Source organism: Halalkalicoccus tibetensis, assembly GCF_037996645.1.
Classification (GTDB): Archaea; Halobacteriota; Halobacteria; order Halobacteriales; family Halalkalicoccaceae; genus Halalkalicoccus; species Halalkalicoccus tibetensis.
In genome coordinates this window covers 1-14509 of sequence record NZ_JBBMXV010000004.1, presented here as the reverse complement: position 1 = coordinate 14509, position 14509 = coordinate 1, and the positions used below count along the sequence as shown (strand labels likewise).

Sequence of the window (14509 nt, the reverse complement as noted above, 5' to 3'; positions counted from 1 at the left end):
CCGAACGGCGTGCAGTCCACGCAGGGTGATCTGGTGTGGTTCCTCCCGTGGTGGCTCGTCATCGGGATCCTCGTCGGGCTCGTCATCGGCGTGTTCATTGCGGCGGTCTTCGCCGTCGGCTTCCGACTCTTCCCCGACGAGCGACGCGAGCCGACCGCGGGCGGCGAGAACCGAAAGCGCAGCGAGATCCGAAGCTACCTCCGGACCATCGGCGAGGAGTTCGTCGAGAACCGCGAGGTCGCCGGCGGGCCCGTCGAGTTCTACCTGCCCGATCGCGACGTCGCGATCACCTTCGACGCGCGCGCGTTCTTCCGCATCGACGCGACCGACACCCACGCCGTGCTGGTTGAACACGAGATGCCGGGGGTCCATCTCGGCCGCCGGCTCCCCTTCGAGACGCCGACCCTCTCGTCGGGCTCGGGGACCGACGACGCCACGATGGCCGCCTTCGCCGTGCTCGGGCTCCCGCCGGGCGCGGACGAGGCCGAGATCAAGGCCGCCTATCGCGAGAAGGTCAAGCACGTCCACCCCGACCAGGGCGGGGACCGCGAGTCGTTCGAGCGGGTGCGAAACGCCTACGCCACCGCACGCACCCACGCGGGCGGGGAGGGCGCCGAGGCCGTCCCGGCGTCGGCCTGACCCTGCGCGGGGACGGCGACAGGCTCATGCCCGCGGCGACGAACCCTCGGCCGTGTTCGAGGACTGCGTCTTCCGGGACCGGGCGGCCTACTTCCCCGCGGAGGAAACGCTCGTGCTCGCGGACGTCCATCTGGGAAAGGACCGCGCCTCGAGCGTCGAGCTCCCGCTCGGCGAACGCGAGGACGTGCTCGAACGCCTCGGAGCACTGCTCTCGGAGTTCGAACCGGAGGAGGTCGTCGTCGCCGGCGACCTGCTACACAGCTTCGATCACCTCCCCTACGGCGTCGAGGAGAGCCTCCGGGCGTTCGAACGCCGCGTCGCGGAGGCGGGCGCGCGGCTGGTCGTGACGCGGGGCAACCACGACACGATGCTCGACTCGCTTCTCGACGGGACGGTGAGCACCCATCGGGTGGGCGAGGTACTGGCCTGTCACGGCCACGAGCGCGCCGGGAGCGCCGAGGGCTACGTCCTCGGACACGTCCACCCGGCGATCACGATCGAGGGCCGAAAACGCCCCTGCTACCTGCTGGGGCCGGCCGCGGGCGGCGGCCGGGCACTCGTGCTTCCGGCGTTCACCCGGCTGGCCGCCGGGGTCGACGTCTCGCGGGCGGAGGCGCTCCGCTCGCCGCTTCTGGGCCCCCCGGGGGCGTTCCGACCGGTCGTCCGCGACGAGGACGGCGACGAGACCCTGGAGTTCCCCCCGCTCTCGGAGCTTCGGGCCTACCTCTGAAAGCCCTCACTCGGGCTTGGCAGCCCTCGCTCGCCCTTTGCATGTCCACCAGGGCCGCATCGCGGTCGTCCGGTTGGACGACCGCTCTCAGGGACGCCAGCCTTTCCCCGCCCCGCTCACGGAACGCAAAGCGTTCCGTTCGCGCCGGCCACCGAACCACCCGTTCGACGGACGGCGGCTCCAAAGCCAGTATATATCGTGGCGGTCGAAGGACCGGACGAATGAGAGAGGTCGAGGTGACGGCGACGCTCGACGTCCCGCGGGCCGAGGTCGAGCGGACGCTCACGCCCGAGTCCATCGTCGAGTACGCCGGCACGTACGAGATCGAGTCGGTCGAACAGCGGGCGGGGAAGACCGTCGTGGAAGCCACGGGTGAGGACATCGGGATCACCCTCGAGTTCACCGAACACGGGGACGGCTACAGCTACGTCCAGCGGGGCGAGGAGGGTCCCTTCGAGGAGATGCGAACCCGGATCACAGTCGGGGGTAGCGAGGAGGCGCGAGTGACGGTTCGCTCGGAGTTCACCTTCGGGGGCTGGACGGCGTTCCTGACCGACTGGCTCGGCGCGGACATCCGCCGCGACGAGCTCCAGCGGCTGGTCGCCAGCCTCGCGCGTGATCTCGTGGACGAATCCGATGAGTCCGACGACCCCGACGAGTAGCTACCCGAGGTCCTCGAGCACCGCCTCGCTCGCGACCCGCCCGCTCTTCATCGCGCCCTGGATCGAGGACCACTCGGTGTAGTCGCCGGCAAGGTAGACCGGTCCCCCCGGCTCGCGGACGTCGGGCAGGTCGGCGTAGAAACCGGGCGGCTGGGCGAACTGCGCGAACGGGATCCGGTCGGTATGGAGGAGCGAGAGGGAGTCGAAGACGTGCTCGGGATACCACGAGGAGAGGGTCTCGCGGGTCCGTTCGGCGAGCGCCGCGTCGCTCTCCTCGGGCTCGCCGAGGAACGTCGCGCTCAGGAGCGTCTCCCGGTCAGGGGCGTACTCGGGGGCGACCGCCGTGTGGGGGACGACCTGGTTCGGCGCGCCCTCCTCGCCCTCGCTGTCGAGGATCAGCCGTTTCCCGCCGCCCAGATCGCCCGACAGCGAGTACCACTGGGTGACACAGCCCAGCGCCTCCGCCGGGATCGATGCCACGCCGGTCAGCTCGCGGGCACGCTTCGGGTCGGCCGCGACGACGACTGCATCCGCCTCGAGCGACTCCCCACCCGTGGAGACCGACGGGCCGTCGACCGACTGAACCTCGCGTCCGGTCTCAACGGTGGCGCCCGCCGCTTTGGCCGACGCGGCGAGCTGCTCGGTGATCGTGCCCATCCCGCCGGCGGGGACGGCGATCCGGCCCCGCGAGAGCATCGCGAAGGTGTAGGCGAACGTCGCCGCGGAGCTCGACAGCGAGCGATCCAGCGTGATCCCGCCGTAGAAGGGCGCGGCGAAGTTCCCGATGAAGCTCTCCGAGAACCCGCGTTCGAGCAGCGCCGCGCGGATGGTCTGGTCCCCGCCGGAGAACAGCTCCTCGGGGTCGAGCTTCGAGAGCCGGCGGCGCAGCGCGAGCGTCCGGAGCTTATCAGTAAAGGAGACCTCGCGGTTGAGCGCCGACTCGAGGGCCGCCCCGGGATCGCCGAGCGGGTCCGAGAGCACCGAACGTTCCCCGGGCCGGGCGAGGCAGGCCCCCGGCGTGAAGTACCGCAGGTCGAGCGCGTCGTAGTCGAGTTCGGTCTTCGCCGCGGGATACGCCGTGAACAGTACCTGAAAGCCCCGATCGAAGGTGAAGCCGTTCTCATGGACCGAGCGGACCCGCCCGCCGACCTCGGGTTCGCGTTCGAACAGCGTTACCTCCACCCCCTCGCTCGCGAGCCGGCGGGCACAGACCAGCCCGGCGAGCCCGCCGCCGACGACCACGACGTTCATGTCATCGGCTTCGGCGGCCGCCTACTAAGTCCCTGCTACGCGCTGCCCGCGTTACAGAGGAAGCCCTTTGTCCCCGGCCGGCAAGCCCCGGTATGGAGACGACGTCCGCCTTCGTCGGCCTGGACTGTATCGACTGCGGCGAGCGGGTCGGCCCCGACGCCCAGCGCTGTCCCGACTGCGGCGGGATCCTCGATCCGGCCTACGACCACGACGCGATCGACCTCGATCGCGAGACGCTCGCCGAGCGGCCGTTCGACTCGATGTGGCGCTACGAGGAGCTGCTGCCGTTCACCCGCGAATCGGCGGTTACGATGGACGAGGGCGCGACGCCGCTGGTCGAGTGCGAGAAGCTCGCCGAGGAGATGGGCGTCGGGCGCGTGCTGATCAAGGACGAGGGCCGCAACCCGACGGGGAGCTTCAAGGACCGCGGCCAGACGGTGGCGATGACGGCGGCCGCTCAGGAGGGCGCAAGCGATATCGCACTGGCCTCGGCGGGCAACGCCGGGCAGGCCGCCGCGGCCTACGCCGGCCGGGCCGACATCGATTCGCACGTCTTCCTCCCCTCGCGATCCGGCTTCACCAACAAGGCGATGGTGAACGTTCATGGGGGAGACATGACCGTCGTCGGCGGGCGGATCGGCGACGCGGGCGCGGCCTACGCCGACGCGATGGACGAGGAGGGCGAAGAGGAGGGCTGGCACTCCGTCCAAACGTTCGTCACGCCCTATCGCCACGAGGGCAAGAAGACGATGGGCTACGAGATCCTCGAACAGCTCGAGTGGGAGGCCCCCGACGCGATCGTCTACCCCACCGGCGGCGGCGTCGGCCTCGTCGGGATGCACAAGGGCGCCAAAGAGCTCCGGGAGCACGGCCTGATCGACGAGCTCCCGGCGATGTACGCCGCCCAGGCCGAGGGCTGTGCGCCGATCGTCGAGGCCTTCGAGGAGGGAGAGGACCACCACGAGCCCGTCGAGCATCCCGACACGATCTGTGGCGGGATCGAGATCCCCGACCCCGGCGCGAGCCCGTGGATCCTCGAGTGTCTGCGCGAATCCGATGGCGGTGCGGTCGCGACGCCCGACGAGGAGATCCTCGAGAGCGCGATCGCGGTCGCGAAGGGCGAGGGCCTGGAGATGGGCGCGACCTGTGCCGCGGCCGCGAGCGGGGCCTGGGAACTGGCGGATCGCGGCGAGTTCGACGCCGATTCGACGGTCATCCTGCTCAACACCGCGACCGCCAACAAGGACAGCGACGTGCTGCGCAGCCACCTGATGGGCAAGGGGATCTGAGTGCTCGGGGCGGCGATCGCCGGGATCCTGCTGGGCCTCTCGCTCGCGGCCCCGCCGGGGCCGATGAACGCGATCATCGCCGAGGAGAGCGTTCTGCGGGGATGGGATGCGGGCGTTCGCGCCGGACTGGGCGCGATGAGCGCCGACGCCTGTTTCTTCGTCGTCGCGCTCGCGGGCGTCGCGACCGTGCTGCAGGACGCCCCGACGCTGCGAGCCGGGATGATGGCGGTCGGCGGACTGCTCATGCTCTACTTCGCGCTCGACGCCGCGCGGAGCGCCCGCGGATCGTTCGTCGAGGGCGAGAGCAGCGCCTCGAAGGGGTTCCGGAGGACGTTCATGCTCTCGCTGACCAACCCGTACCAGGTGCTCTGGTGGCTCACCGTCGGCGTGGCGCTGCTCGATCCCGGTACCCTCTCGGTCGCGGTGCCCGTGATCGGCGAGCTGGGCGTCGCGACCGGGAGCGTCGCCATCGTTCTCGGCTTCTTCGCGGGGATCGCGCTCTGGATCACGCTGTTCCCGGCGGCGTTGGTCCGGGCGGGCCGACGGATCGACGGGTTCGCGCCGCTGGTCGCCGCGGGGAGCGCCCTCGTCCTCGCGGGCTTCGGGGTCGTCTTCCTCTACCGGGCGCTGGCCCTACTCTAGGGCCTCGGTATCGCGCTCCATCTCGGGGACCTCCATCTCGAGCCACTCGCAGAACCAGCGCACGCGCTTGAGCCGTTCGTGCGCGAGGCTCCGACCCGTGTCGCTCTCGACGCGCTCGCAGGCCTCCTTGCCGCGCTCGTAGACCCGGTGGACCATCGTCGCGCTGTCCATGTGGGTGCGGGCCTCGTAGCCCATCCGAAGCAGCATGAGCACGGTGCCGTTCGCGCCGACCTTATCGAGCAGGTCGGCCTCGATCAGACACTGGCCCTCGAGCGAGAGCTCCGAAAGCTCGCCCGTGTGGGTGTGGGCGTCGATCGCCCGGCAGACCCGGTCGATGAAGGAGGTCGGGAACGAGCCCCGCGAGGAGAGATACTCGCGGGCGACGCGCGCGCCCTCCTCGGCGTGGATCTCCTGGTCGGCGTCGAGCTTGGCGACGTCGTGAAACAGCGCGGCGACCCGGACGACGTCGACGTCGGCGCCCTCGGCCTCGGCGATCTCCTCGGCCAGCGATAGCACGTTCAGCGTGTGGTTGAACCGGTACTCCGCCGAATGCCACGGATACCACCGCATGCGCCCGCCCTCCTCCTCGTTCTGGACGCTCGCGTCGAGATACTCGTAGACGAACTCCTTCATCGATTCGAACTCCTCGTCCGAGACGGGCGTCTCCTTGATCTCAACGCCCATAGAAACACCTCGAAAGCGTCCTGTCGTCGTTCATTGTTACCTACAAAAACGTGTGTTTTACTCTTTAGCGTTACGACGGTCTCGGTATCGATCGGTGGTCGGGTCCAATGTTCCTACGTCGCCGACGATGCTTATGTCCGGCGAGCGAGTAGCGTGGATATGACCGAACAGCGCTATCTGGAGGACTCGACCGTCCGGGAGTTCGATGCGCGCGTCGAGCGCGTCATCGACGACGGCGAAACGTCGCGGGTCGTCCTCGACGCCACCCACTTCTACCCGGAGGGTGGGGGCCAGCCGGCCGACCACGGGGCGCTCTCGGGGAGCGAGACCTGGCCCGTTCCGGATGTTCAGAAGACCGACGAGGTCTACCACGTCGTCGAGAGCGGGGACGCGGGGCCGACCGCCGGCGAGATGGTTCGGGGAGAGCTCGACTGGGAGCGCCGGCGCGCCCACATGCGCTATCACACCGCCCAGCACCTGCTGTCGGCGCTGCTGCTCGAGGGGTACGACGCGCCGACGACCGGAAACCAGCTCCACGCCGACCGCGCGCGCCTCGACTGTGCGTACGAGCGGTTCTCGGACGAGCAGCTGACCGATATCGAGGACCGGATGAACGAGCTGGTCGAGGCGGGTCTCGGCGTCCGGTGGTACACGCTCGAACGCGAACGGGCCGAACGCGAGCTCGATCCCCAACGAACGCGCCTCGAACTGCTGCCCGACAGCATCACCGAGGTGCGGATCGTCGAGATCGGCGATCCGGACGACCCGTTCGACCGGGTCGCCTGCGCGGGCACCCACGTGGAGGACACCAAGGAGATCGGCCGGGTCGAGGTGACGGGCCGCGAGACGCGGGGCGCGGACGGGGAGCGGATCGCGTTCGTCCTCGAAGACGAATAGGTTATTTCCCTCGGTCGCCGACCGTATCGCGTGCGCGTAGAGAACAGCTTCATCGCCGCCGACGGCGTGGGCGAGCGGACCGAGCGGAAGCTCTGGGAGGCGGGGATCACCGACTGGGACGCCTTCAGGGAGGCGGGCTCGCTTCCCGTGGGCGACTCGCGAGCCGCGTCGATCGAGTCGTTCGTCGCGGAGGCCAGAACCGAGCTCGACCGGCGAAACGCCGCCTACTTCGCCGATCGGCTACCCTCCGCGAGCCACTGGCGCTTCTACGAGAACTTCCGGTCCGGGACGTGTTTCTTCGACATCGAGACGACCGGCCTCAGCAAGGACCGCGACCGGGTGACGACGGTGAGCTTTCACTGTGGCGGCGAGACCGAGACGCTGGTCGCCGGCGACGACCTCACCCGCGAGGCCGTCTCCGAGGAGCTCGACGCGGCGGATCTGCTCGTCAGCTTCAATGGCGCCCGCTTCGACGTCCCCTTCCTCGAGACCAGCTTCGACCTCTCGATCGACACCCCCCACCTCGATCTGATGTACCCCTGCAAGCAGGCGGGGCTCACGGGCGGGCTGAAGGCGATCGAGGGGGAGCTCGGGATCGGCCGCGAGGAGGCGGGCGTCGACGGCCGCGAGGCCGTCAGGCTGTGGCACGCCTACGAACGGGGCGACGAGGAGGCCCTCGAGCGGCTCGTGCGGTACAACCGCGACGACACCCGCAACCTCGAGACGCTCGCGGATCGGGTCGCGACGCGCCTCGACAGCGAGGTCTTCGGCGCGTTCCGCTAATCGAGGGCGATCCGCACCTCGTCTCCCTCTTCGGTACCGACCAACGCGTCCGGGTCGTCGAGCCGCGCCACGACGTTCACCGGCGCGGCCGCACGCGGTTCGTCGCCGTGGCTCGCGGGCGTTGCCCCCCAGAACAGGCAGATGACGTCGCCCACCGGCCAGTAGGCGACCGCGCCGACCGGGACCTCCTCGCGGGCGTTCTCCGGCCCGACGTCCACCTCGGTCGGAAAGTAGAGCTCGTCGCCCCACGTCCGACAGTCGCCGGCGAGCGGCAGCGCTTCCTCGATCGCTTCACGCGTCCTCGGATTCTCGTCGGTCCACTCGGCCGTCGACTCCCGCTCGCCGACCCGAATGCGAAGTCGGGACATGGCTACGGATCGGCATAGGAGGAGCATAAACGGTCCCCCGACACCGGGACGGCGGCTTTTGTAGCTCCGGTGCGAGCGCCCCGTATGGAGTTTCCAGATCAACAGGCGGTCGAAGGGATGCTCGAACCCGTCGAGTTCCCGCGGTTCGCGCGCGTCGAGTACGACCCGCCGACGCCGACCGTCGACGACCCCGCCAGCACGGCCCGCGAATCCCTTTCCGATCTCCCCCTCGAAACGCTGTCGGCGGGGGCGACCGTCGCCGTCGGCGTCGGCAGCCGCGGGATCCACGACCTCGTACCCGTCGCACGAGCGGTCGTGGACGGACTCGCCGAGCGGGGGTTCGATCCCGTGGTCGTCCCGGCGATGGGGTCCCACGGTGGTGCGACCAGCGAGGGCCAGCGAGAGACCCTCGCGGCGCTGGGGATCGACGCGGAATCGGTCGGGTGTCCGATTGACTCCCGGATGGACGTCGTGGAGGTCGGCGAGGCGGGCGGCGGGCCCGTGTACTTCTCGCGGGCCGCCCACGAATCCGACGCGGTCCTCGTTATCAACCGGGTGAAGCCCCACACCAACTTCACCGGCGAGGTCGAGAGCGGGCTCTGTAAGATGCTCGCGATCGGCCTCGGGAAGCACCGTGGCGCCCAGGCCGTCCACCGCGACGCGCTCTCACGGGGGTACGTCCCCGCGATCACCGACGCGCTCGAGGCGGTCCGCGAGGGGGTGGAGGTACTCGGCGGGATCGCGATCGTCGAGAACTTCGAGGACCGAACGGCTCACGTCGAGGGAATCCCCGAGAACGCGCTGCCCGAACGCGAGGCCGAACTGCTCGAACGCGCCCGCGAGTACATGCCCACACTGCCCTACGACGACCTCGACGCCCTCGTGGTCGATCGGATCGGAAAGGACGTCTCCGGGACGGGCATGGACACGAACGTGATCGGGCGCTACGAGGTGCTCAACGCCGACGATCCCGAGACGCCCGACATCGACCGGGTCGTCGTCCGCGGACTGACGGAGGCGACCCACGGCAACGGCCAGGGGATCGGGCTGGCCGACCTCACCACGACCGCGGTCGCGGAGGAGCTCGATCTTGAGCAAGTCTACACGAACGCGCTGACGAGCGGCTCGCTCTCGAAGGCCCGGCTCCCGGTCGCGCTGCCGACCGGCGAGCTCGCGCTGATCGCCGCGGTCTCCTCGATCGGGAGCTACGACCCCGAGACGGTCCGAATGGCCTGGATCCCCGATACGGGCCATCTCTCGGAGTTCCGCGTCTCGGCGGCGCTCGCCGACGAGCCCGTCGAGCACCTCTCGGTAGCGGGTTACGACCGCCTCGGCTTCGAGGCCGGCGAGCCCCGGTTCGACCCGGTCGGGTGACGACGGGAGCGATAGTCTAGCTCGTTAATAATAATATTACTGATAGTTGTGGTTCCCGTATGAACGGGAGCCAGCGACCGATGACTAAACGGGCGTTCCTGGCGGCGGCCGGCGCGGCATGCGCGGCCGGCTGTCTGGGTAGCGCGGAGCCCGAGGACGACGAGAGCGGGGCCGACGAGAACGGAGCCGAGACGGAGCCCGAACGGGACCCGGAGCCCGATCCGGGCCCGGAGCCGCCGGAGGCGACGCTGTTCATCGACGGCGATCCCCGCGAGGAGTTCTGGGACCGCGGCGAGAGCTGGCAGGACTGTGAACATCTCGACGACTGGGAGCTGCTCGCCGGCTCGCTCGAGGCGTCGACCGAACGGGCCTATCGGGGCTCGCGATCGGCGCACCTGACGAGCGCGGGCGACGGCGAGGTCCGGGTTCGGATCCCGCTTTCGGGCTACGACCTCACGGAGACCTCGTTCTCGCTGGCGATGTACATCGAATCGCCCGGGAACCACTACTCGCCGTCGTTCGACGTCAACGCACCCGACTGCGGCCGGAAACTGCATTTCCGTACCCGACACAAGATCGACGAGCCGGGCTGGATCCGCTACGACCTGGGGGTGAGCCACACCTCGTCGCTCGCGTCAGCCGACGAGGCCTACGCGACGATCTCCTGGGCGGGCGACGACGTCGACTGGTACCTCGACGACCTCCGTGCGGTGCCCGTCGAGCGCGAGCCGAAGCTGTTCGTCCAGTTCGACGACTCGCTGCGGTCGACCTACGACACCGCGTTCCCGATCATGGAGGAGTACGACGTCCCGGCGACCGTCTACACGATCACGGGCCGGGTCGGGAACAGCCGCAGCCTCACCCTCGCACAGATGGAGGAGATGCAGGAGGCCGGCTGGGAGTTCGCGAGCCATACCCACACCCACCGCCGGACCGGGGAGCTCTCGCTCGACGAACAGCGGGCGGAGCTCGAGGAGTCGAAACGGTGGCTGCTCGATCACGGCTTCGAGCGCGCGACCTCGATGATCGCCTACCCGTTCGGCTCGTTTACCACGGACACGATGGACATCGCGGCGGACTACTACGACTTCGGGACCCACGGCCAACGGGGCTCGATGAACCGGACGATCAGCTCGCCGCTGTCGGTCAACCGCCACCCCGGCGACAACCCCGAACGGGCGATGGCGCTGATCGACCTGTTGCTCGACGACCGGATCCCGACCGACACGCTCGTGCTCTACTACCACGACGTGGTCGAGGACCACGACGTCTGGATCGACCCCGAGGGGTTCGAACGGACGATGGCCTACATCGACGAGGTCGGGGCGGACTGTCTGCTGACCAGCGAGCTACGGAACCAGCAGTACGAGTGACCGGCGGTCCCCGGACCGTGATCGGAGAAGCGTTCAGTAGGTCGTTTCGAGGCGGACCTCGTCGTCGGTGACCTCGCCGACGTCACTGGGGTCCAGCGGGAACTGGTCCTCGTCGGTGTCGCCGAACCCGAGCGCGGCCTTGACGTCGTCGGTGAGGCTCGGGTCGGGGTCGACCAGCGCGGTCTCACCCTCGACGGTGCTGATGATCCCGATCTCGTCGCCGTCGGCATCGATGACGCGCTTTCCCTCATCGGCCTCCGTCAGAGTGATCGCCATGGTCGGCCTTCGACGGCCAGCCGCATATAGGCTGGCTTGTCTCGGCTTCCGAAGGTTACAGGTGTCGGTCGGGAACGGCCAGCCGTATCACGCCGTTTTCGGCCGATTCGACCAGGTCGCCGGTGATGGTGAGGTGATCAGGTTCCGAGCGTCCGAACCCGACGATGGAGCGGAGCTCGTCGGCGATTGTCGGGTCCCGGTCGAGCGTCGCGCTCCCGTCCTCCACGGTGCTGACGATACCGATCTCCAGACCGGTCGAGTCGACGACCGGCGTTCCAACGGTGATATCGGTGAGTTCGATCGACATCCGACGATGGATTCGGACGAGGCAGATTATAATCTTACGGTACTCCTCCGATGATCGACGGACGGGACGGCCTCACCGATGCCGATCCGATGCCGTGTCTCGCCGGGAAGCGGCCACCGCTCTGATCGCGATGTCACCGAAAAATAGTCCCGGGCGGATTCGAACCGCCGTCAATGGCTCCAAAGGCCATTATGATTGGCCACTACACCACGGGACTGCGCGCGTCTTCGACGTGCTCGTCCCGTGAGAATCGCAAAACCTACGGTTTTGCTCACCACCGGAACGCTCGCTTTGCTCGCGTTCCAAGCCTCACCTCGCTTCACTCGGTGAGACACCACGGGACTGCGTTCGGAACGCCCGTATCACGCCCCATCGTGGGACGCCACGGGATTCCTCGCCGTACCTACCCACGGCGATCACTTGAACGCTTCGAGAATCAGTCCGCCGGCTCCTCGAGACAGGTCTCCAGGTACTCACACGCATCCGTCTCGGGGTCGAAGCACTCCGGACAGTCCGATCGGCGGTCGATGATCGTGTCCAGGCGTTCTGCGACCGTGCCGTCGATGACGCTCTCGAGCTCGTGGGCCTCCGCGCGGAACTCCTCGACCTCGAGGACGTTCGCGAGGAACCGCTCGATGATGCAGTACGTCTGGAGCGCGTTCCGGGCGCGGACGATCCCGTCGTCGGTGAGCGAGGCGCCCTTGTACTTCTCGTGGTCGACGAGCCCGCGCTCCTCGAGCTTGCCGATCATCTCGTTGACGCTCGCGGGGCTGACCTCGAGTCGGTCGGCGAGCGCGCCGGTCGCTGCGGGTCCGTTCTCCACGTGCTGTACGACGTAGATCGTCTTGAGATACTGATCGGCTGTGTTCACAGCGACCACCCCGCGTGGTCGCCGCGAGCAGCGAACAGCGTTGCTGTGAATGCTGTCATTCGCGTCCCTCCATGATCTCGGTGACCTCGCGGGCACCCTCCTCCTCCTCGGCGCGGATCGACCGGAGCGTCTCCAGGAGCCGCCCGCGTTCGATACCGAACTCGGCGTCGCTGCCCTCGATCGCTTCGATGAGGTCGTCGTAGAACTTGTAGGCGGTCTCCTCGCTGTGAAGCTGGTCGTAGAGGATCCCATCGAAATCGTCGGGTTTGGTCTGGCCGTACTGGCCCTCGACGAGGGTCTCGATCTCCTCGAAGGCGACGCTGTCGGCGTCGAGCTCCTCGATCAGCCCCTCGAGACGTTCGCGGTGCTCGGCGGACTCCTCGGCGGCGTGTTCGAGCAGGTGCTCGATCTCCTCGTCGAGCTCCGCTTTCTCCTCGGTGGAAAGCGACTGGTGGTGGTGATAGGCGCGTGCCTCGACGACTTCCTCGAGGACGATGCCGATCTGGAGCAGCCGCGCGAGCTGGCGATCGGAGCCGACCCGTGTCGTGAGGCTCATTGGAAACCACCCAGCGATTCGAAAGCGATACGGCCGGCGTGCATACCCCTTTATCGGAGCCGCTCTTTGATACGTGCTTCGAGGTCCTCGCGCAGCTCGTCGACCGCGACCTCCTCGAGGACCGGCACGAAGAACCCCTCGACGAGCATGTTCTTCGCGGTCTGAGGATCGACCCCGCGCGAGGTCATGTAGAACAGGTCCTCGGCGTCGACCTGTCCGACAGTCGCCGAGTGGCTCGCCTCGGTGTCGTGGTTGTTGATGATCAGCTTCGGGGAGGCGTCGGCCTCGCTCTCGTCGCTCAGCATGAGGGTGTTCTCACGCTGGTAGGAGTTGGTGTCCCACGCCATCGAGCCGACGTCCTGAACGCCCTCGTAGACCGAGCGGGCCCGGTCGTCGAGCACGCCGCGGGTCACGAGGTCCGCCGTAGTGTGCTCCGCGCGGTGCCAGACCCGCGAGTTGATGTCGAAGTGCTGGTCGTCGTGGCCGAAGAAGGCCCCGACGATCTGGCTCTCCGAGCCCTCGCCGGCGAGGGTAGTCTCGACGCCCGACTTCGTCAGCCGCGAGCCGAGGTTGCCCTCGATCCAGTTGATCGTCGAGTACTGGTCGGTGACGCCGTGTTTCAGCGTGTAGTTGTAGGTGTCTTCGTCGAGGTCCTGCAGGCTACCGTACTGGACGTGGCTGTTCTCCCCTGCACTGATCTCGACGATGCCGCTGTAGTAGCGACCCTCCTCGCTGTCGACCTCGTCTGCTCGCGGCTCGTCGCCGCTCGCTCGTTCCGAGGTGCTACGCGCCTCGCTGCCCGTCGACTGGCGCTCCAGGATGGTGACCGAGCTCGACTGTTCGGTCACGACGAGCGTGTAGTTGAACAGCGACCGGGAGTTCATCGTCGTCCGGATCGTCACGTCCTCGGCGTCGACGTTCCGCGGGACGTAGACGACCGTCCCCGTCGTGAAGAGCGCCGTCGAGAGCGCCGTCAGGTAGTTCTCCTGATGGTCGATGATCGACCCGAAGTGCTCGCGGACGAGCTCCTCGTGCTCGCGTGCGGCCTCCGCGAACGGCAGCACCTCGACGTTCTCGGGGCCGACCTGGTCCTTCTCCTCGGCGGCGTCGAGCGGGTCGACCAGCGCCTCGAAGTCGAGGTCCTCGAGGTTCGTCCATCGCCGTCCCGGCGTCTGAATGACGCTGGGGAGCTCGAGCGAGTCGAGCGCCTCCAGGGCCTCCAGGCGAGTCTCGAGGAGCCACTCGGGCTCGTCGAGCCCCTCGGAGATCTTCTCTACTGTTTCCTCCGAGATGTCCGCGTGCTGGATGCCGGCGCTCATCCGAGCGATCCCTCCATCTCGAGCTCGATGAGCCGGTTGAGTTCGACGGCGTACTCGATGGGCAGCTCCTCGGTAATCGGCTCGATGAACCCCGAAACGATCATCTGTTTGGCGTCGTCGTCGTCCAGGCCGCGCGACTGGAGGTAGAAGACGTCCTCGTCGCCGATCTTGCCCACCGTCGCCTCGTGGGCGACGTCGACCTTCGACTCGTTGATCTCCATGTACGGCATCGTGTCCGAGATCGACTCGTTGTCGAACATCAAGGCGTCACACTCGACTGCCGTCGACGAATCGTGTGCGCCGTCCGAGATGTGCACCAGCCCTCTGTAGTTGGTCCGTCCACCGTCCTTGCTGATCGATTTGGACTCGATCGTCGAGTTGGTGTTGGGCGCGTTGTGATACACTTTCGCGCCCGTGTCGATGTCCTGACCCTCGCCCGCGAAGGCGATACTGATGTGGTTCGCGCTCGCGCCGCGCCCCTTCAGGAT

At 68.1% G+C, this 14509-nt stretch carries 18 protein-coding genes and 1 tRNA gene; 9 read left to right on the top strand and 10 right to left on the bottom strand.

The features are described from left to right. Positions 1-9 precede the first annotated feature (9 nt). From WOA58_RS12765 to WOA58_RS12755, 3 genes are all read left to right on the top strand, one after another. On the top strand, positions 10-639 hold the full coding sequence (locus WOA58_RS12765) for a J domain-containing protein (protein WP_340604617.1): 630 nt from the start codon (positions 10-12) through the stop codon (positions 637-639). A 52-nt stretch (positions 640-691) separates the two neighbouring features. Beyond that, positions 692-1369 carry a metallophosphoesterase gene (locus tag WOA58_RS12760; protein ID WP_340604616.1) on the top strand — a complete coding sequence of 226 codons (678 nt, stop codon included), beginning with the start codon at positions 692-694 and terminating at the stop codon, positions 1367-1369. Positions 1370-1590: 221 nt separating this feature from the next. After that, entirely contained in the window at positions 1591-2031 is a 441-nt protein-coding gene (locus WOA58_RS12755) for a hypothetical protein (protein WP_340604615.1), read from the top strand. Here the strand turns inward: WOA58_RS12755 and WOA58_RS12750 are convergent, their stop codons facing one another. Then, positions 2032-3282 carry an NAD(P)/FAD-dependent oxidoreductase gene (locus WOA58_RS12750; RefSeq protein ID WP_340604614.1) on the bottom strand — a complete coding sequence of 417 codons (1251 nt, stop codon included), beginning with the start codon at positions 3280-3282 and terminating at the stop codon, positions 2032-2034. It lies immediately after the preceding gene. A gap of 92 nt (positions 3283-3374) precedes the next feature. Between WOA58_RS12750 and WOA58_RS12745 the strand changes: the two genes are divergently transcribed. Both WOA58_RS12745 and WOA58_RS12740 read left to right on the top strand, forming a co-directional pair. Next, a complete protein-coding gene (locus tag WOA58_RS12745) occupies positions 3375-4571 on the top strand; it encodes a threonine synthase (protein ID WP_340604613.1) in 1197 nt (398 codons plus the stop codon). Then, positions 4572-5213, top strand: coding sequence for a LysE family translocator (locus tag WOA58_RS12740; RefSeq protein ID WP_340604612.1), 642 nt, complete (start codon positions 4572-4574; stop codon positions 5211-5213). Here the strand turns inward: WOA58_RS12740 and WOA58_RS12735 are convergent. Continuing rightward, a complete protein-coding gene (locus tag WOA58_RS12735; protein WP_340604611.1) occupies positions 5205-5897 on the bottom strand; it encodes an HD domain-containing protein in 693 nt (230 codons plus the stop codon). The two genes, WOA58_RS12740 and WOA58_RS12735, sit on opposite strands and share 9 nt — an antisense overlap. A gap of 159 nt (positions 5898-6056) precedes the next feature. Between WOA58_RS12735 and WOA58_RS12730 the strand changes: the two genes are divergently transcribed. Then, positions 6057-6794 (top strand): alanyl-tRNA editing protein, encoded by a 738-nt coding sequence (locus WOA58_RS12730; protein WP_340604610.1) that lies wholly within the window; start codon positions 6057-6059, stop codon positions 6792-6794. Between the two features lie 30 nt (positions 6795-6824). Continuing rightward, positions 6825-7577, top strand: a complete 753-nt coding sequence (locus WOA58_RS12725; protein ID WP_340604609.1) for a ribonuclease H-like domain-containing protein — start codon at positions 6825-6827, stop codon at positions 7575-7577. Here the strand turns inward: WOA58_RS12725 and WOA58_RS12720 are convergent. Continuing rightward, positions 7574-7945 carry a cyclophilin-like family protein gene (locus tag WOA58_RS12720; RefSeq protein WP_340604608.1) on the bottom strand — a complete coding sequence of 124 codons (372 nt, stop codon included), beginning with the start codon at positions 7943-7945 and terminating at the stop codon, positions 7574-7576. The two genes, WOA58_RS12725 and WOA58_RS12720, sit on opposite strands and share 4 nt — an antisense overlap. Before the next feature lie 84 nt (positions 7946-8029). Between WOA58_RS12720 and WOA58_RS12715 the strand changes: the two genes are divergently transcribed. Beyond that, on the top strand, positions 8030-9319 hold the full coding sequence (locus tag WOA58_RS12715; protein WP_340604607.1) for a nickel pincer cofactor-dependent isomerase, group 22: 1290 nt from the start codon (positions 8030-8032) through the stop codon (positions 9317-9319). Between the two features lie 59 nt (positions 9320-9378). Continuing rightward, positions 9379-10692 carry a polysaccharide deacetylase family protein gene (locus WOA58_RS12710; protein ID WP_340604606.1) on the top strand — a complete coding sequence of 438 codons (1314 nt, stop codon included), beginning with the start codon at positions 9379-9381 and terminating at the stop codon, positions 10690-10692. Positions 10693-10725: 33 nt separating this feature from the next. On the opposite strand, the gene WOA58_RS12705 is transcribed toward WOA58_RS12710, so the two are convergent. The 7 genes from WOA58_RS12705 to WOA58_RS12675 form a co-directional block, all read right to left on the bottom strand. Next, positions 10726-10968 (bottom strand): PRC-barrel domain containing protein, encoded by a 243-nt coding sequence (locus tag WOA58_RS12705; RefSeq protein ID WP_340604605.1) that lies wholly within the window; start codon positions 10966-10968, stop codon positions 10726-10728. Between the two features lie 55 nt (positions 10969-11023). Beyond that, positions 11024-11275: a hypothetical protein gene (locus tag WOA58_RS12700; protein WP_340604604.1), complete on the bottom strand. Its 252-nt coding sequence runs from the start codon at positions 11273-11275 to the stop codon at positions 11024-11026. Between the two features lie 144 nt (positions 11276-11419). Then, positions 11420-11492, bottom strand: a tRNA-Gln gene (locus WOA58_RS12695). Positions 11493-11711: 219 nt separating this feature from the next. Further along, on the bottom strand, positions 11712-12146 hold the full coding sequence (locus WOA58_RS12690; protein WP_340604603.1) for a metal-dependent transcriptional regulator: 435 nt from the start codon (positions 12144-12146) through the stop codon (positions 11712-11714). A 55-nt stretch (positions 12147-12201) separates the two neighbouring features. Beyond that, positions 12202-12702, bottom strand: coding sequence for a ferritin-like domain-containing protein (locus WOA58_RS12685; RefSeq protein WP_340604602.1), 501 nt, complete (start codon positions 12700-12702; stop codon positions 12202-12204). Positions 12703-12752: 50 nt separating this feature from the next. Further along, a complete protein-coding gene (gene sufD, locus WOA58_RS12680; RefSeq protein ID WP_340604601.1) occupies positions 12753-14021 on the bottom strand; it encodes a Fe-S cluster assembly protein SufD in 1269 nt (422 codons plus the stop codon). After that, positions 14018-14509 (bottom strand): SufD family Fe-S cluster assembly protein (locus WOA58_RS12675; protein ID WP_340603756.1); only part of this gene is annotated, 492 nt, incomplete at its 5' end. The genes sufD and WOA58_RS12675, both read right to left, overlap by 4 nt.